Annotated in this window: 21 protein-coding genes; 19 read left to right on the top strand and 2 right to left on the bottom strand. The window is 64.4% G+C overall.

All coding sequences use genetic code 11. From position 1 onward, the window contains the following. Positions 1 to 90 precede the first annotated feature (90 nt). The 15 genes from J8G26_RS13000 (at position 91) to tatC (ending at position 10,774) form a co-directional block, all read left to right on the top strand. On the top strand, positions 91 to 1,227 hold the full coding sequence (locus J8G26_RS13000; protein WP_210569394.1) for an aminotransferase class I/II-fold pyridoxal phosphate-dependent enzyme: 1,137 nt from the start codon (positions 91 to 93) through the stop codon (positions 1,225 to 1,227). Next, positions 1,224 to 1,859 (top strand): imidazoleglycerol-phosphate dehydratase HisB, encoded by a 636-nt coding sequence (gene hisB / locus J8G26_RS12995; protein WP_210569392.1) that lies wholly within the window; start codon positions 1,224 to 1,226, stop codon positions 1,857 to 1,859. Before J8G26_RS13000 ends, hisB begins: the two co-directional genes overlap by 4 nt. 52 nt (positions 1,860 to 1,911) lie before the next feature. Further along, entirely contained in the window at positions 1,912 to 2,589 is a 678-nt protein-coding gene (gene hisH, locus J8G26_RS12990) for an imidazole glycerol phosphate synthase subunit HisH (protein ID WP_210569390.1), read from the top strand. Positions 2,590 to 2,656: 67 nt separating this feature from the next. Further along, positions 2,657 to 3,403, top strand: a complete 747-nt coding sequence (gene hisA / locus J8G26_RS12985; RefSeq protein ID WP_210569388.1) for a 1-(5-phosphoribosyl)-5-[(5-phosphoribosylamino)methylideneamino]imidazole-4-carboxamide isomerase — start codon at positions 2,657 to 2,659, stop codon at positions 3,401 to 3,403. Then, positions 3,393 to 4,271: a D-hexose-6-phosphate mutarotase gene (locus J8G26_RS12980; protein ID WP_210569386.1), complete on the top strand. Its 879-nt coding sequence runs from the start codon at positions 3,393 to 3,395 to the stop codon at positions 4,269 to 4,271. Before hisA ends, J8G26_RS12980 begins: the two co-directional genes overlap by 11 nt. A 221-nt stretch (positions 4,272 to 4,492) precedes the next feature. Beyond that, positions 4,493 to 5,515 (top strand): UDP-glucose 4-epimerase GalE, encoded by a 1,023-nt coding sequence (galE, locus tag J8G26_RS12975; RefSeq protein WP_210569383.1) that lies wholly within the window; start codon positions 4,493 to 4,495, stop codon positions 5,513 to 5,515. A gap of 78 nt (positions 5,516 to 5,593) precedes the next feature. Beyond that, positions 5,594 to 6,394 carry an imidazole glycerol phosphate synthase subunit HisF gene (hisF, locus tag J8G26_RS12970; protein ID WP_210569382.1) on the top strand — a complete coding sequence of 267 codons (801 nt, stop codon included), beginning with the start codon at positions 5,594 to 5,596 and terminating at the stop codon, positions 6,392 to 6,394. Positions 6,395 to 6,516: 122 nt separating this feature from the next. Next, positions 6,517 to 6,906 carry a phosphoribosyl-AMP cyclohydrolase gene (gene hisI, locus J8G26_RS12965; RefSeq protein ID WP_087748162.1) on the top strand — a complete coding sequence of 130 codons (390 nt, stop codon included), beginning with the start codon at positions 6,517 to 6,519 and terminating at the stop codon, positions 6,904 to 6,906. A 20-nt stretch (positions 6,907 to 6,926) separates the two neighbouring features. After that, positions 6,927 to 7,301, top strand: coding sequence for a phosphoribosyl-ATP diphosphatase (locus tag J8G26_RS12960; RefSeq protein ID WP_087748161.1), 375 nt, complete (start codon positions 6,927 to 6,929; stop codon positions 7,299 to 7,301). Then, entirely contained in the window at positions 7,298 to 7,684 is a 387-nt protein-coding gene (locus J8G26_RS12955; RefSeq protein WP_210569380.1) for a hypothetical protein, read from the top strand. Before J8G26_RS12960 ends, J8G26_RS12955 begins: the two co-directional genes overlap by 4 nt. Continuing rightward, entirely contained in the window at positions 7,677 to 8,708 is a 1,032-nt protein-coding gene (locus J8G26_RS12950) for a patatin-like phospholipase family protein (protein WP_087743888.1), read from the top strand. The genes J8G26_RS12955 and J8G26_RS12950 overlap by 8 nt, the downstream gene beginning before the upstream one ends. A 41-nt stretch (positions 8,709 to 8,749) precedes the next feature. Continuing rightward, a complete protein-coding gene (locus J8G26_RS12945) occupies positions 8,750 to 9,106 on the top strand; it encodes a histidine triad nucleotide-binding protein (RefSeq protein ID WP_114654698.1) in 357 nt (118 codons plus the stop codon). An 89-nt stretch (positions 9,107 to 9,195) separates the two neighbouring features. Continuing rightward, the gene (gene tatA / locus J8G26_RS12940) at positions 9,196 to 9,438 is read left to right on the top strand and encodes a Sec-independent protein translocase subunit TatA (RefSeq protein ID WP_086913273.1); all 243 of its coding nucleotides are present in this window, start codon (positions 9,196 to 9,198) and stop codon (positions 9,436 to 9,438) included. A 20-nt stretch (positions 9,439 to 9,458) separates the two neighbouring features. Further along, positions 9,459 to 9,920, top strand: coding sequence for a Sec-independent protein translocase protein TatB (gene tatB, locus J8G26_RS12935; protein ID WP_210569378.1), 462 nt, complete (start codon positions 9,459 to 9,461; stop codon positions 9,918 to 9,920). Positions 9,921 to 9,976: 56 nt separating this feature from the next. Beyond that, positions 9,977 to 10,774, top strand: a complete 798-nt coding sequence (tatC, locus tag J8G26_RS12930; RefSeq protein ID WP_087743894.1) for a twin-arginine translocase subunit TatC — start codon at positions 9,977 to 9,979, stop codon at positions 10,772 to 10,774. Between the two features lie 136 nt (positions 10,775 to 10,910). Here tatC and J8G26_RS12925 read toward each other — a convergent pair whose 3' ends face one another. Next, entirely contained in the window at positions 10,911 to 12,056 is a 1,146-nt protein-coding gene (locus tag J8G26_RS12925; RefSeq protein ID WP_087743896.1) for a trypsin-like peptidase domain-containing protein, read from the bottom strand. A gap of 139 nt (positions 12,057 to 12,195) precedes the next feature. Between J8G26_RS12925 and J8G26_RS12920 the strand changes: the two genes are divergently transcribed. Then, a complete protein-coding gene (locus J8G26_RS12920) occupies positions 12,196 to 12,948 on the top strand; it encodes a Nif3-like dinuclear metal center hexameric protein (RefSeq protein WP_210569376.1) in 753 nt (250 codons plus the stop codon). 97 nt (positions 12,949 to 13,045) lie between these two features. Further along, positions 13,046 to 14,074, top strand: coding sequence for a 4-hydroxythreonine-4-phosphate dehydrogenase PdxA (pdxA, locus tag J8G26_RS12915; protein WP_210569374.1), 1,029 nt, complete (start codon positions 13,046 to 13,048; stop codon positions 14,072 to 14,074). 78 nt (positions 14,075 to 14,152) lie between these two features. On the opposite strand, the gene mscL is transcribed toward pdxA, so the two are convergent. Beyond that, positions 14,153 to 14,581 carry a large conductance mechanosensitive channel protein MscL gene (mscL, locus tag J8G26_RS12910; protein WP_086913264.1) on the bottom strand — a complete coding sequence of 143 codons (429 nt, stop codon included), beginning with the start codon at positions 14,579 to 14,581 and terminating at the stop codon, positions 14,153 to 14,155. 144 nt (positions 14,582 to 14,725) lie between these two features. Between mscL and petA the strand changes: the two genes are divergently transcribed. Then, the gene (gene petA, locus J8G26_RS12905; protein WP_086913263.1) at positions 14,726 to 15,322 is read left to right on the top strand and encodes a ubiquinol-cytochrome c reductase iron-sulfur subunit; all 597 of its coding nucleotides are present in this window, start codon (positions 14,726 to 14,728) and stop codon (positions 15,320 to 15,322) included. Between the two features lie 11 nt (positions 15,323 to 15,333). Further along, positions 15,334 to 16,749, top strand: coding sequence for a cytochrome bc complex cytochrome b subunit (locus J8G26_RS12900; RefSeq protein ID WP_086913262.1), 1,416 nt, complete (start codon positions 15,334 to 15,336; stop codon positions 16,747 to 16,749). The last annotated feature ends 2 nt before the right edge of the window (positions 16,750 to 16,751 follow it).

Below are 16,751 nucleotides of genomic sequence, written 5' to 3'. Positions count from 1 at the left end.
CGAGGCCTTGGTGCACGATGCCCGGATGGCTGCCGTGCCCATGATCCACCCATTCTTTTTTGTGGCTCCCAACACACTGGACATTGCTGAATGACCTCCGCCGCCGCTTCATCGACACCCCTCAACGCCCTGGCCCGCATCCGCCCCGACGTGCGCGCCATGCATGCCTACCGCGTGCAGCCCGCCGCGGGCCTGCTCAAGATGGATGCGATGGAAAATCCCTTCGGCCTGCCGCCCGCGTTGCAGGCTGAATTGGGCCAGCGCCTGGGCGCGCTGGAACTCAACCGTTACCCCGGTCCACGCAACGACGACCTGCGCGCCGCGCTGGCGCGCCACGCCGGCATGCCCGATGGCAACGCGCTGATTTTGGGCAACGGTTCGGACGAGCTCATCAGCCTGGTCTCGCTGGCCTGCGCATTGCCGCCCGAGGCCAACGGGGGCAAGCGTCCGGTGGCGCTGGCGCCGGTGCCCGGCTTCGTGATGTATGCCATGTGCGCCCAGCTGCAGGGTCTGGACTTTGTCGGCGTGCCGCTCACGCCCGACTTTGCGCTGGACGAGGCTGCCATGTTGGCCGCCATGGCCCGCTACCAGCCCGCCCTCACCTACATCGCCTACCCCAACAACCCCACGGCCACGCTGTGGGACGAGGGCGCGGTGCAGCGCATCATTGACGCCGCCGGCGCGCAGGGCGGCATCGTGGTGGTGGACGAGGCCTACCAGCCTTTTGCCAGCCGCACCTTTATCGACCGCATGCGTGCCGAGCCCGCGCGCAACGCCCATGTGCTGCTGATGCGCACGCTCAGCAAGTTTGGCCTGGCGGGGGTGCGCCTGGGTTACCTGATCGGCGCGGCCGCGCTGGTGGCCGAGATCGACAAGGTGCGCCCGCCCTACAACGTGAGCGTGCTCAATGGCGAGGCGGCGCTCTTTGCGCTGGAACATGCCGAGGTTTTTGCCGCGCAGGCGGCCGACCTGCGTGCCCAGCGCACGGTGCTGGTCAACGCGCTGCGCCAGATGCCCGGCATCGAAAAGTGCTGGGACAGCGAGGCCAACATGGTGCTGGTGCGCGTGGCCGATGCCGCCCGGGCCTATGAGGGAATGAAGCAGCGCAAGGTGCTGATCAAGAACGTTTCTACAATGCACCCATTGCTGGCCAACTGCCTGCGCCTCACGGTGGGCAATGCCGAAGACAATGCACAGATGCTGGCCGCACTCCAGGCTTCCTTATGACTTCCTCCGCACTCGTCACCTCCACGTCCCCCGACCCCCTGGCCGACCGCATCGCCGAGGTCAGCCGCAACACCGCCGAGACCCGCATCAGCGTGCGCGTGAACCTCGACGGCACCGGCCAGGCCAAGCTGCATACGGGCATCGGGTTTTTTGACCACATGCTTGAGCAGATCGCGCGCCACGGCCTGATCGACCTGGATATCGACTGCGCAGGCGACTTGCACATCGACGGCCACCACACGGTCGAAGACGTGGGCATCACCCTGGGCCAGGCGTTTGCGCGGGCCGTGGGCGACAAAAAAGGCATCACCCGCTATGGCCATGCCTATGTGCCGCTCGACGAAGCGCTCTCGCGCGTGGTGGTCGATTTTTCGGGCCGTCCGGGGCTGCACCTGCACATCCCGTTCACGGCCGGCAGCATCGGCGGCTTTGATACGCAGCTCACTTATGAATTTTTCCAGGGTTTCGTGAACCACGCGGGCGTGACGCTGCACATTGACAACCTCAAGGGTATCAACGCGCACCACCAGTGCGAGACGGTGTTCAAAGCCTTTGCCCGCGCGTTGCGGGCCGCATTGGCGCGTGACCCACGCGCTGCGGGCACCATTCCGTCCACCAAGGGTTCGCTGTGAAGTTTTTGAGTCAAATCGGGCGCTAGCGCTTGATGGATAAGCGCTAACAGCTATGAATATGGAAGCAAAAACAGTGGCGGTCGTGGACTACGGCATGGGCAACCTGCGCTCGGTCTCGCAGGCCGTGCAGGCCGCCGCCGAGGGCACGGGCTGGACCGTGCTGGTCACCCAGCGCCCCGAAGACGTGCGCACCGCACAGCGCATCGTGCTGCCCGGCCAGGGCGCCATGCCCGACTGCATGCGCGAGCTGCGCGAATCCGGCCTGCAGGAATCAGTGCTCGAAGCTGCCGCCACCAAGCCGATGTTTGGTGTGTGTGTAGGCATGCAGATGCTGCTGGACCACAGCGCCGAGGGCCCCAACGGTGGAACACCCGGCCTGGGCCTGATCCCCGGCGACGTGCTCAAGTTCGACCTGGCTGGCCGTACCCAGCCCGACGGCAGCCGCTTCAAGGTGCCCCAGATGGGCTGGAACCAGGTGCGCCAGGTGCCGCATGCGGGCAAGGTGCACCCCGTGTGGGCTGGTGTGCCCGACAACAGCTACTTCTACTTTGTGCACAGTTTCTACGCGGTGCCGCACAATGCCGCCCATTGTGCAGGGCAGGCCGACTACGGCGGTTGGTTTGCCGCCGCCATTGCACGCGATAATATTTTTGCCACGCAGTTTCACCCGGAGAAGAGCGCGGAGCACGGCTTGGCCCTGTACCGCAATTTTCTGCACTGGAACCCCTGACCTTCCAACTTTCAACCCCGTTCGGGCCGAGCCCTGGCTCGCCCTTTTTCCCCCGAACTTCACCACCATGCTGCTCATCCCCGCCATCGACCTCAAGGACGGCCACTGTGTACGCCTCAAACAAGGCGACATGGACCAATCCACCACCTTCGGTGAAGACCCCGCCGCCATGGCCCGCAAGTGGGTGGAGCAGGGCGCACGCCGACTGCACCTGGTGGATCTGAACGGCGCCTTTGCGGGCGTGCCCAAGAACCACGGCGCCATCAAGTCCATCCTCAAGGAGGTGGGCGAGGAGATCCCGGTGCAGCTGGGCGGCGGCATCCGTGACCTCGACACCATCGAGAAATACATCGATGGCGGCCTGCGCTACGTGATCATCGGCACGGCGGCGGTCAAGAACCCCGGTTTCCTGAAAGACGCATGCAGCGCCTTTGGCGGCCACATCATCGTGGGGCTCGATGCCAAGGACGGCAAGGTTGCCACCGACGGCTGGAGCAAGCTCACGGGCCATGAGGTGGTGGACCTGGCCAAGAAGTTCGAGGACTGGGGCGTCGAGTCCATCATCTACACCGACATTGGCCGCGACGGCATGCTCTCGGGCATCAACATCGACGCCACTGTCAAGCTGGCGCAGGCGCTCTCCATCCCCGTCATCGCCTCCGGCGGCCTGTCGAACATGGCCGACATCGAGCAGCTGTGCGCCGTGGAGCGCGAAGGCGTCGAAGGCGTGATCTGCGGCCGGGCCATCTACAGCGGCGACCTCGACTTTGCCGCGGCCCAGGCGCGCGCCGACGTGCTGGGCCATGCGGCCTGACCCTGCGGTTGCGGCCAGCGGCCTGGAGACGTTGCAGGGGCAACCCTGCATCCGGCTGAATACCGTTCATGGCGACAGCGCCCTCGTGGCCTTGCATGGCGCCCAGGTGCTGTCGTGGGTGGCCGGCGGGCGTGAGCGCCTGTACCTGAGCCCCCGGGCGGTGTTGGATGGCCAGTCGGCCATCCGCGGCGGCATACCGCTGTGTTTTCCCCAGTTCAACCAGCGCGGGCCCCTGCCCAAGCATGGGTTTGCGCGCAATCTGGCGTGGCTGCGCGTCCCTGCAAGCACGGAGGGCGACGCGCAGTCCACCGTGTGCCTGGCGCTGACGGACAGCGATGCCACCCGCGCCTGGTGGCCCGAGCGCTTTGCCGCGCGGCTGACGGTGGCGCTGGGCGCGGGCAGCCTGCGCGTGCAGCTGGCGGTGCACAACACCGGCAGCGCGGACGACCGGGCCTGGAGTTTCACCACAGCGCTGCACACCTATCTGCGCGTGGAGGATGTCGAGCGCGCCGAGCTGAGCGGGCTCGATGGCTGCGCGCGCTGGGATGCCCTGGCCGATGCGCACGGCGTTCAGCAAGGCCCGGTGACTTTTGCTGGCGAATACGACCGCGTGTTCAGCGCGCCCGCCGGGGCCATCCACCTGCACGCTGGTGCCCACAGCCTGCAGATCACCCAAAGCACCAGCCTCTCCAACACCGTGGTCTGGAACCCCGGGGCCGCCTTGTGCGCGCGGCTGGCCGACCTGCCGCCCGATGGCTACCGATCCATGCTGTGCGTGGAAGCGGCCCAGATCGACCAGCCCGTGGCGCTGGCGCCGGGGCAGCAGTGGCAGGGCTGGCAGCAGTTCAACCTGCTGCCGGCACTATAGGGGGCGGCCTCGGAGTCTGTTTGCGGCACATTGGGTACGGCGATTGGCGGTGCCGTGGCGCGACAGGGGGCATGTACGCTGGGTGAAAATGGTCTGGATGCGTTCGGTTTCGGCGCGCCAGGGCGCGGAAAGATAGCCGTGCCGATCCCCTGGAGCGGCGGGGCATTGCTGTCTTCTGGCCGAGTCTTCTGTCTCTTGAGTGGTTTTTGAAAGGTTTGTCTGTGATTCTTGTAACTGGCGGTGCCGGCTTCATCGGCTCACACACCTGCGTGGCGCTGGCCCAGGCGGGCATGCCCTATCTGATTCTTGACAACTTCGGCAACAGCCGCCGCTCGGTGCTGGAGCGCCTGGGGCGTATCACGGGCGCGCCGCCGCTGTGCATCGAGGGCGACGTGCGCGATGCCGATGTGCTGGCGCGCGTGTTCGCGCAGCACCCCATCGCCGGCGTGATCCACTTTGCCGCGCTCAAGGCGGTGGGCGAGTCGGTGCGCGAGCCGTTGCGTTATTACGACAACAACGTTGCTGGCACCGTGACACTGCTGCGCGCCATGCAGACAGCGGGTGTGCGCACACTGGTGTTCTCGTCGTCGGCCACGGTGTATGGCGAGCCTGCATCGGTGCCGATCCGCGAGGATTTCCCTTTGTCCGCCACCAACCCCTACGGCTGGAGCAAGCTCATGATGGAGCAGGTGCTGGCGGATGTGGACCGCGCCGAGCCCGGGCAGTGGCGCATTGCGCGGCTGCGCTACTTCAACCCCGTGGGCGCGCACGAGAGCGGGATCATCGGCGAAGACCCGCAGGGCGAGCCCGGCAACCTGATGCCGTATGTGGCGCAGGTGGCGGCGGGGCAGCGCGCCGTCTTGAGCGTCTATGGCAACGACTACCCCACGCCCGATGGCACCGGCGTGCGCGACTACATCCATGTGAGCGACCTGGCCGACGGCCATGTGGCCGCGCTGCGCTATCTGCGCGAGCATGCCGGGCTGCTCACCGTGAATCTGGGTACCGGGCAGCCGGTTTCGGTGCTGGAGATGGTGCGCGGCTTCGCGCAGGCCAGCGGCCGGGCCGTGCCCTACCAGGTGGTGGCGCGGCGGCCGGGCGACGTGGCGCAGTGCTGGGCCGACCCGGCGCTGGCCGAGCGGCTGCTGGGCTGGCGCGCCCGCCACGGGGTGGAGCGCATGTGCGCGGACGTCTGGCGCTGGCAAAACGGCGTGGCGCGCACGCTGGCGAGCACTTTGGCGTGAGGGCGGCGCGGCGGTGGCATGGCGCTTGCGTGGTATCTTGTCGCCCCCAACCAGCCTTGCTGACAGAGCTTTCTTTCCATGCTTGCAAAACGCATCATCCCCTGCCTTGACGTGACCGGCGGTCGTGTCGTCAAGGGCGTCAATTTTGTCGAACTGCGCGATGCGGGCGACCCGGTCGAGATCGCCGCGCGCTACAACGCGCAGGGCGCCGACGAGCTCACCTTTCTGGACATCACCGCCACCAGCGACGGGCGCGACCTGATCCTGCACATCATCGAGGCCGTGGCCAGCCAGGTGTTCATTCCGCTCACCGTGGGCGGCGGGGTGCGCACGGTCGAGGACGTGCGCCGCCTGCTCAACGCGGGGGCCGACAAGACCAGCTTCAACTCGGCGGCCATCGCCAACCCCGACGTGATCAGTGCGGCCTCGGCACGCTACGGCGCGCAGTGCATCGTGGTGGCCATTGATGCCAAGCGCCGCTCCGAAGACGATGCACGGCGCACGGGCCCCGATGGCCGGGCCGTGGGCCCCGGCTGGGATGTGTACAGCCATGGCGGGCGCAAGAACACCGGCCTGGATGCCGTGGCCTGGGCCACCGAGATGGCGCGGCGCGGCGCGGGCGAAATCCTGCTGACCAGCATGGACCGCGACGGCACCAAGGCGGGCTTTGATCTGGCCCTCACGCGCGCCGTGAGCGACGCCGTGGCTGTGCCTGTGATCGCCTCGGGCGGCGTGGGCAACCTCGACCACCTGGCCGACGGGATCCAGATCGGCGGCGCCGACGCGGTGCTGGCGGCCAGCATCTTCCATTACGGCGAATTCACGGTCGGGCAGGCCAAGCAGCACATGGCTGAGCGCGGGATTCCGGTGCGGCTGTAACCTTCCTCTGCTCATTATTTGATAGCTGCTAGCGATTTATACATAAGCGCTAGAGCCTCAAAAGGCTTCAAATACCCACGTTGGCGCCCGGCATGGGCACCCAAATCACCGAGAATCCCCCCATGAACTGGCTCAATGAAGTGAAATGGGACGCGCAGGGCCTGGTGCCCGTGATTGCGCAAGAGCAGGGCACGGGCGACGTGCTGATGTTTGCGTGGATGAACCGCGAGGCCCTGGCCAAGACGGCCGAACTGGGCCGCGCCGTGTATTTCAGCCGCTCGCGCAAGAAGCTGTGGTTCAAGGGCGAGGAATCGGGCCATGTGCAAACGGTGCACGAGATCCGCCTCGATTGCGACAACGACGTGGTGCTGCTCAAGGTCACACAGCTCGGCCACGCGCCCGGCATTGCCTGCCACACCGGGCGCCACAGCTGCTTTTTCAGTGTGCTCAAGGACGGCGCCTGGCAGGCGGTCGAGCCGGTCTTGAAAGACCCCGAATCCATCTACAAGTAACGGCAATGGACGACAAGACCATGAGTTCCAACGATTCCCTGGCGCGCCTGGCTGCCGTCATCGAAAGCCGCAAGCCCGCCCAGGGCGGCGACCCCGACAAGAGCTATGTCGCGCGCCTGCTGCACAAGGGGCCCGACGCGTTTTTGAAGAAGATCGGCGAAGAGGCCACCGAGGTGGTCATGGCCGCCAAAGATGTGGACCATGGCGCCGACAAGGCCAAAATCGTCTATGAAGTGGCCGACCTGTGGTTTCACACCATGATCGCGCTGGCCCACTACGGCCTCACGCCGGCCGATGTGCTGACCGAACTGGAGCGCCGCGAGGGCACCAGCGGCATCGAGGAAAAAGCCTTGCGCAAGGCCGTTGCGCGTGCTGCCGAGGAAGAATCGCCATGAACGACATCATCGATGTGCAGACCAACGACGAAAAGGCCGAGGGCCTGAAAGCCTGGGGCTGGGTCAGCTATGTGCTGCACCTGATCGTGGCCGTGGGCGCGGTCATTCCGGGCGCGCAGCCCGGTGCTGCGCTGCTCATCATCGCGCTCATCATCGACCTGGTGAAGCAGGGCGACAGCGCGGGCACCTGGCAGGCCAGCCACTTTGCGTGGCGCATCCGCACCGTGCTGTGGGCGGGGGTGCTGTATATCGTCACCGCGCCGCTGTGGCTGTTTTTCTTCTTCCCTGGCTGGGTGGCCTGGGGGCTGATCTCGATCTGGTTCCTGTACCGCATCGTGCGCGGCATGGTGGCCATGAACAAGAGCCAGGCCATCGATGCCTGAGGGCGACACGCTGGCCCCCATCAACCTGGCGCTGCAGGGCGGCGGATCGCATGGCGCGCTGACCTGGGGCGTGCTGGATGCGCTGCTGGAAGACGGGCGCCTGATGATCGATGGCATCAGCGGCACCAGCGCCGGGGCCATGAACGCCGTGGCGCTGGCGCATGGTTTTGCGCAGGCGGCGCAGCAGCACAAAGACCCGAAAGAGGCGCACGCCGCCGGCTGCGAACTGGCCCGTGCCGCGCTGGCGCGGCTGTGGGAAGGTGTGGGAACGCTGGGCAGCCTGATGTGGGGTACGCCGCTGGCGGCGGCCCATCCGATGCTGGGCATGATGAGTCGGTGGTTTTCGCCCTACCAGACCAATCCGCTGGACATCAACCCGCTGCGCCGGCTGCTGGAGCGCGAGGTGGATTTTGACCTGTTGTGCGCTGCCAAAGGCGCCCGGGGGCCCAAGGTTTTTGTGTGCGCCACCAATGTGCGCACCGGGCGCGGCGAAATCTTCTCGGGCGCACGCCTCAGCGCCGATGCAGTGATGGCGTCGGCCTGTCTGCCGATGCTGTTCAAGGCTGTGGAAATCGATGGGGAGCGGTATTGGGATGGCGGTTATTCCGGCAACCCCGCGTTGCACCCGCTGATCTACCAGACCGACACTTCCGACATCCTGCTGGTGCAGATCAACCCCACCGAGCACCTTGCGCTGCCCGACACGGCCCCCGAAATCATCGAGCGCATGAACGAGGTCACCTTCAATGCCAGCCTGCTGGCCGAATTGCGCGCCATCGAATTCGTGCGGCGTCTGCTGGCCGAGGGCAAGCTGGACGCGCGCCGCTACAAGAATGTGCGCATGCACCGCATCGATGGCGGGGCGGTTCTGGCCCCCTTTGGCGCCGACAGCAAGGGGCGCGCCGACATGGTATTTGTGCGCAAACTGTTCGATCTGGGGCGCGCGGCGGGCCTGGACTGGCTCAAAGCGCACCACCAGGACGTGGGCGTGCGACCCACCCTTAACATCGCCGACAATGTGTAGCGGTCAGTGCACCATTGCGCGCTGAGCAAGCCTTTTTTACCATGCACGATCCGAACTGCCTTTTCTGCAAAATCATCGCAGGCCAGATTCCTTCGAAGAAGGTCTATGAAGACGAGGAAATCTTCGCTTTCCATGACATCCACCCCTGGGCGCCTGTGCATTTTTTGATGGTGCCCAAGCTGCATATTCCCTCCATGGCCCAGGTGGCGCCCGAGCATGCAGGCCTGCTGGGCCGCATGATGGCCCTGGCGCCGCGCCTGGCGCTGGAGCAGGGTTGCAACCCTTATCCGGAGGGCGGCTATCGCATGGTGGTGAACACGGGGCTTGAAGGCGGGCAGGAAATCCACCATCTGCATATGCATGTGATCGGCGGTCCCCGTCCCTGGCTGAAGGGCTGAACGCGCTTGTCACTGGCGGCGGTGAAGGGACTTTGAACGCCTGTCACAGCCCCCGTCTAAAATGATTCCAATTCGTTAGGAGATATTCCATGGGCTCTTTTTCTATCTGGCACTGGCTGATCGTGCTGCTGATCGTCGTGATGGTGTTCGGCACCAAGAAACTCAAGAACATGGGTTCCGACCTGGGGGGCGCAGTCAAGGGCTTCAAGGACGGCATGAAGGACGGCTCCTCGCCCGACACCAACGCTGCCACTCCCCCTGCTGGTCAGGTGGCCAACCAGGCCGCCGCCGACAAGACCACCATCGATGTCGAAGCCAAGCAAAAAAGCTGAGTCCGGACGCTGGCGCTTCCATGATTGATATTGGCCTGTCCAAGATGGCGCTGATCGGCGTGGTGGCACTGATTGTCATCGGGCCCGAGAAGCTGCCCCGCGTTGCCCGCACGGTGGGCGCCTTGCTGGGCAAGGCGCAGCGTTATGTGGCGGACGTGAAGTCCGAGGTGAACCGGTCCATGGAGCTCGACGAGCTCAAGAAGATGAAGGACACGGTCGAGAACGCGGCGCGCGATGTGGAGCAATCCATCCAGACCAGCGCCAGCGAATTCGAAAAGGACTTGGCGCAGGCCGGCAGCACGGCCAGTGGCGAGTTGAACGATTCCTTTGCCGTGGTGCCGGCCTACAGGCATCCGGGCAAGAACTGGCGCCTGAAAAAGGGCGCCATGCCCCAGTGGTACAAGGCGCGCAGCGGCGTTCGTACCAAGGCCCTGTCGGGCGCGGCGCGCGTTGCGCGCTACCGGCCACAGAAATTCCATTGATGCTGCGCCCTGCCGCGCAGCGTTGGCGTTGCTGACGACGCCCGCGAAACTCCAACATGTCCGAAACCCCCTCCAAAGACGACGAACTGGCAGGCACCGAGCAGCCGTTTGTGCAGCACCTCATGGAGCTGCGCGACCGCCTGGTCAAGGCCATCATCGCCATCGGTGTGGCGGCTGCGCTGCTGTTTTTCTTTCCCGGCCCTGGCGCGCTCTACGATTTTCTGGCGGCGCCGCTGGTGGCACACCTGCCCAAGGGCGCCACGCTGATCGCGACCTCGGTCATCTCGCCTTTCATGGTGCCGCTCAAGATTTTGCTGATGTCGGCCTTTTTGCTGGCGCTGCCTTTTGTTCTGTGGCAGGTCTGGGCTTTTGTGGCGCCGGGGCTCTATTCGCACGAGAAAAAACTGGTGCTGCCCCTGGTGGTGTCCAGCACGGTGCTGTTCTTCATTGGCGTGGCTTTTTGCTACTTTTTTGTGTTTGGGCAGGTGTTCAGCTTCATCCAGGGCTTTGCGCCCAAGAGCATCACCGCGGCGCCAGACATCGAGGCCTACCTGAGCTTCGTGCTGACCATGTTCCTGGCGTTCGGCATGTCGTTTGAAGTGCCGATTGCGGTGGTCGTGCTGGCCCGCATGAACATTGTGAGCGTGGAAAAGCTCAAGGGTTTTCGGGGCTATTTCATCGTGATCGCGTTCATCATCGCGGCCGTGGTCACGCCGCCAGATGTGGTGTCCCAGCTGGCACTGGCGATTCCGATGTGCCTGCTCTACGAAGTGGGTATCTGGGCGGCCCAGATTTTCATCAAGCACACCCAGGCGCCCGAGGACACCGAAGAAGCGGCTTCCTCCTCTTCCTGATTTTCCTGATCTTTACAGGGGCCATACAGGCCCTGGTTTGATAGAAAAAGGCTTCCAGCGCTTACCCATCATGCGCTGGAAGCTATTTTTTTAGGAGCATCAGAAGGCGCGTTCCATTGCCTTCATTGGTGTCTTTTCAGCGCTGCACGGCACGCTGCGGCTTGGGGCGCATGCCTGGGGTGACGTTCAGGTCCACCACGGTATCGCCACGCTGCACGGCAAAGGGCGTGGCCGTGCCGGGCTTGAGCGCTGCCACGGCCGTGAGCAGTTCGGAGACGTTGCCCACGCCCTTGCCGTCAACCCGCACGATCACGTCGCCGGGGCGCAGGCCGGCCTGGGCGGCGGGGCCATCCTGCAGCACGCCGGTGATGATGACGCCCTCGGTGGCTTTCACGCCAAAGGTTTCGGCCAGCTCGGGCGAGAGTTCGTTGGGCTCCACGCCGATCCAGCCGCGGGTGACCCGGCCGTCCTTGACGATGCCGTCCAGCACCAGCCGGGCGGTGGACACCGGAATGGCAAAACCGATGCCCATGCTGCCGCCCGAGCGTGAGTAGATCGCCGTGTTGATGCCCAGCAGGTTGCCGTTCACGTCCACCAGCGCGCCGCCCGAGTTGCCGGGGTTGATGGCCGCGTCGGTCTGGATGAAATTTTCGAAGGTGTTGATCCCGAGCTGGCTGCGGCCCAGCGCGCTGATGATGCCGCTGGTCACCGTCTGGCCCACGCCAAAGGGGTTGCCGATGGCCAGCACCCGGTCGCCCACGGCCACCTGGTCGGAGTTGCCCAGCACGATCACGGGCAGCTTGTCGAGTTCGACCTTGAGGATGGCCAGATCGGTGTCGGGGTCGGTGCCGATCACGGTGGCGCGGGCACGGCGGCTGTCGGTGAGCGTGACCTCGATCTCGTCGGCGCCTTCCACCACATGGTTGTTGGTCAGGATGTAGCCGTCGGGGCTGATGATCACCCCGCTGCCCAGCCCCGCCTGGGACTGACTTCCCTGGTCGCCAAAGAAGAACTGGAACCAGGGGTCGTTGCTGCGCGGGTGCCGCACTTCCTTGCTGGTGTTGATGCTGACCACGGCAGGCGCGGCTTTGCGGGCGGCGCTGCTGAGGCTTCCGGCTTGCGGCTGCGCCGAAGCCGTGGCGGGCGCTTCGATCAGCGCAATGCCAGCGCCCGAGCGCATGGCGCCGCTGCGGATCCAGTCAGGTTGCAGCGTGGCAACAACGAAATAGGCCGCTACGAACACGGTGACGGTCTGGGAAAAAAGCAGCCAGAAGCGTTTCATGGAATGGGAAGGGTTGGCTAATAAAAAAAAGGCAGAAAAACGCAGCACGCCGCGCTGGGCATGGCGCAATTGCACGCTGGCGCAATTGTCCTCCAAGCCCACCACAGATGGGGCCGCGGCCGCGCGCGACAATAGGCACATGCGCATTTCCCGCCAACAACTGCAGCAGGCTTTCGATGCACTGCTGCAACCCGAGCGTTTCAAGGACTACGGCCCCAATGGCCTGCAGGTCGAAGGCAAGACCGACATCGCCTGCATCGTGAGCGGCGTGACGGCCAGCCGGGCGCTGATCGAAGCCGCCATTGCCCGCCGGGCCGACGCCATTTTTGTGCACCACGGCCTGTTTTGGCGCGGCCAGGATGGCCGCATCACCGGCTGGATGCGCGAGCGCCTGCGCCTGCTGCTGGCGCACGACATCAACCTGTTTGCCTACCACCTGCCGCTGGATGCGCACCCCGAGGTGGGCAACAACGCCCAGCTGGGGCGCGTTCTGGGCTGGACGGCTGACCAGCGCTTTGGCGAGCAGGACCTCGGGTTTGCCGGGCCGGCCACGTTTGATGGGGTGCAGGCACTGGCCGACCATGTGGCCCAGCGCCTGGGGCGCCCCGTGACGCTGGTGCAGCCGGCGGCGCAACGGGGCATCCAGCGCGTGGCCTGGTGCACGGGCGGGGCGCAGGGCTATTTCGAATCGGCCATCGCTGCCGGGGCCGATGCCTTTATCACCGGCGAAATCTCGGAGCCCCAGGCCCATCTGGCCAGGGAAATGGGCGTGGCCTTCATCGCTGCCGGGCACCATGCCACCGAGCGCTACGGCGCCCCCGCCGCTGCCGCGCTGGTTGCGCAGCAGCTGGGTGTGGAGCACCATTTCATCGAGATTGACAATCCGGCATGAGCGCTGCGGAATGCTCTGCTTGTCTTTTGCTATTTATTTAATAGCTTGTAGCGCTTAATACATAAGCGCTACAAGCTGATTTGACCAAAAAATCACCATGCAAGCCATCGCCATCACCCAAGGTGACCCGGCCGGTATCGGCCCCGAGATTGTGGCCAAGGCCTTTCGTGACGCGCCCGAGGTGCTGCGCGGCTGCTTTGCCGTGGGCGATCTGGCAACCCTGCGCCGTGCCGCGCAGTGCATCGTGCGCCCCGGCGTGCCGGAGTTGCCGGTGGCGTTGATCACATCGCCCGATGGCGCGTGGCAGGTGCCGCCGCGCTGCATGCCCGTTTTGCAACTGCCGGGCTTGCCCGGCCCCGTGCCGTGGGGCCAGGTGAGCGCCGTGGCTGGCCGTGCGGCAGCCGACTGTGTGGTGTGGGCTGCGCGCGCAGCCCTGCAAGGCCGCATTGCCGCCCTGGTCACCGCGCCGCTGCACAAGGAGGCGCTGTCTGCCGCCGGGGTGGTCTTTCCCGGTCATACCGAACTGCTGCAGGCCGAGGCGGCGGCCCATAGTGGCGTGCCGCTGTCAGCCATGCCGGTGCGCATGATGTTGGCCAGCGATGAACTGCGCACGGTGCTGGTCAGCATCCACCTGTCGCTGCGCGACGCCATTGCCGCCGTGACGCGCGACAACGTCTTGCAGACGCTGCAGATCACCCACGCCGCGCTGCTGCGAAGCCTGGGGCGTGTGCCCCGCATGGCGGTGGCGGGCCTCAATCCGCACGCGGGCGAAGGGGGCTTGTTTGGCCGCGAAGAAATTGAATGCATCGCGCCGGCCGTGGCCGATGCGCGCGCGCTGGGCATGGATGTGCACGGCCCGTTGGCGCCCGACACGGTGTTCATGCGCGCGCGCCACACAGCGCAGCGTGCCGGGGAGTTCGACGTGGTGCTAGCCATGTACCACGACCAGGGGCTGATCCCCGTGAAATACCTGGGGGTGGACAAAGGCGTGAACGTGACGCTGGGCCTGCCGCTGGTGCGCACCAGCCCCGACCATGGCACCGCTTTTGACATTGCCGGCCAGGGAATTGCCGACGCGGCAAGCCTGGTGGAGGCCGTGCGCGTGGCGCGCCAGATGGCCCCATAAAAACCAAAACGCCCTCTGCGGGGGGGCAGAGGGCGCAGGCCGTGGTGAAGCGGCAGCGGTGCCGCGCACCTGTAGCGATTAGCGCTTGAGGCTGTCGCGGATCTCGCGCAGCAGCACGATGTCTTCGGCGGGGGCGGCAGGAGCCTCTTGCGCAGCGGGCGCTTCGCGCTTGAGACGGTTGATCTGCTTGACCATCATGAAAATGATGAACGCAAGGATCAGAAAATTCACCGCTACGGTGATGAAGCTACCGTAGGCGAACACGGGGACGCCCGCCTTTTTGATCGCATCCAGCGTCTGCGCCGTGCCCGCCGGCACCTCGCCCAGCGCGAGGAACATGTTGGAAAAATCGAGCTTGCCGAACACCAGACCCACCACGGGCAAGATCAGGTCGGAAACCACCGAGTCGACTATCTTGCCGAACGCGCCACCGATGATCACGCCGACGGCCAGGTCGATCACGTTGCCCTTGATTGCGAATTCACGAAACTCTTGCATCATGCTCATAGTTATTTCTCGATTAGTTGCGAATGCGCAAGTATTGCCGAGTTCGCAGCGCTGTCAAGGCGGGCCAGTACATTGAAATACCCATTTTCACTCCGCTACAATTCCCCGTTGACCCCAATCTAGCGATGTTCATCGAGGATCCCCATGAGTGACACTCCAATCGACTCCAGCAAGCGGACGTGGATCATCACGTCTGCCTGCGCTGGTGCGGTGGGCGGCGTGGCAGCTGCCGTACCTTTCGTGAGTTCTTTCCAGCCCTCTGAGCGTGCCAAGGCTGCAGGTGCAGCCGTTGAGGTGGACATCTCAGCCCTCAAACCCGGAGAGAAAATCACCGTGGAGTGGCGCGGCAAGCCTGTGTGGATCCTGAAACGTACGCCCGAGCAGCTGGAGTCCCTGGCGCAGACCGAGCCCCAGTTGGCCGATCCCCAATCGGATCGCAAAGCCTATCCCACCCCCGAGTACGCCAAGAACCAGCATCGGTCGATCAAGCCCGAAGTATTTGTCGGTGTGGGCATTTGCACCCATCTGGGGTGCTCGCCCGGAGACAAGTTCCAGACAGGTCCCCAGCCATCCCTGCCGGATGACTGGCATGGTGGCTTCCTCTGTGCCTGCCATGGTTCCACGTTTGACGTGGCTGGTCGGGTGTTCAAGAACAAGCCAGCGCCCGACAACCTCGAGGTGCCTCCGCACATGTATCTCTCCGATACGCGTCTGATCATCGGCGAAGACAAGAAGGCCTGAAGGAGCACTACATGGCCCACGAATTCAAAGAAATCTCCCCCAACGCCTCGGCTGGTGCCAAGGTCACGAACTGGTTCGAAAACCGTTTCCCCACGGCGTTTGATGCCTACCGCGTGCACATGTCGGAGTACTACGCTCCGAAGAATTTCAATTTCTGGTACGTGTTTGGTTCGTTGGCGCTGGTCGTGCTGGTGATCCAGATCGTCACCGGCATCTTCCTGGTGATGCACTACAAGCCTGATGCGGCGCTGGCGTTTGCGTCGGTCGAGTACATCATGCGCGATGTTCCCTGGGGCTGGCTGATCCGCTACATGCACTCCACCGGGGCATCGGCCTTCTTTGTGGTGGTGTACCTGCACATGTTCCGTGGCCTCATCTATGGCAGCTACCGCAAGCCGCGCGAATTGGTCTGGATCTTCGGCTGCGCGATTTTCCTGGCGCTCATGGCCGAGGCATTCATGGGCTACCTGCTGCCCTGGGGCCAGATGTCCTACTGGGGTGCCCAGGTGATCGTGAACCTGTTTGCCGCCATTCCTTTCGTTGGCCCTGACCTTGCACTGCTGATTCGTGGTGACTTCGTGGTGGGCGACGCCACGCTGAACCGCTTCTTCAGCTTCCACGTGATCGCTGTGCCGCTGGTGCTGCTGGGTCTGGTGGTAGCCCACTTGCTGGCCTTGCATGACGTAGGTTCCAATAACCCCGATGGTGTGGAAATCAAGGCGCCCAATGCACCCAAGGATGCCAATGGCAAGCCGCTCGATGGTGTGCCGTTCCATCCTTACTACACAGTGCATGACATCTTTGCGCTGAGTATGTTCCTCATGGCGTTTACTGCGGTGGTGTTTTTCGCGCCGGAGTTCGGGGGCTACTTCCTGGAGTACAACAATTTCATCCCGGCCGACCCGCTGGTGACGCCGCTGCACATTGCGCCCGTCTGGTATTTCACGCCGTTTTACTCCATGCTGCGTGCCATCACCAGCGAGATGATGTATGCGCTGATTGCCTGCGTGCTGCTGGGTGCTGTCCTCGGCGTGGTCAAGGCTCGTCTGCCCGGTTTTCTCAAGGGTGGCATTGTGATTGCTGCAGCCGTGGCGGTCCTGCTCATGCTGTCGATTGACGCCAAGTTCTGGGGTGTGGTGGTGATGGGCGGTGCCGTGATCATCCTGTTCTTCCTGCCATGGCTTGACAACTGTGCCGTGAAGTCCATCCGCTATCGTCCGAGCTGGCACAAGTACCTGTACGGCATCTTCGTGATCAACTTCCTGATCCTGGGTTACCTGGGTGTGCAGCCGCCGTCCCCGGTGGGTGAGCGCGTTTCACAGGTTGGCACCTTGTTCTACTTCGGTTTCTTCCTGCTGATGCCGTGGTGGAGCCGTATCGGCGCAACCAAGCCAGTGCCTGACCGTGTCAACTTCACTGCGCATTGAGC

It is taken from the genome of Acidovorax sp. JG5 (assembly GCF_017939685.1).
Lineage (GTDB): Bacteria > Pseudomonadota > Gammaproteobacteria > Burkholderiales > Burkholderiaceae_C > Acidovorax.
This window is presented reverse-complemented; position numbering and strand designations above follow the sequence as displayed.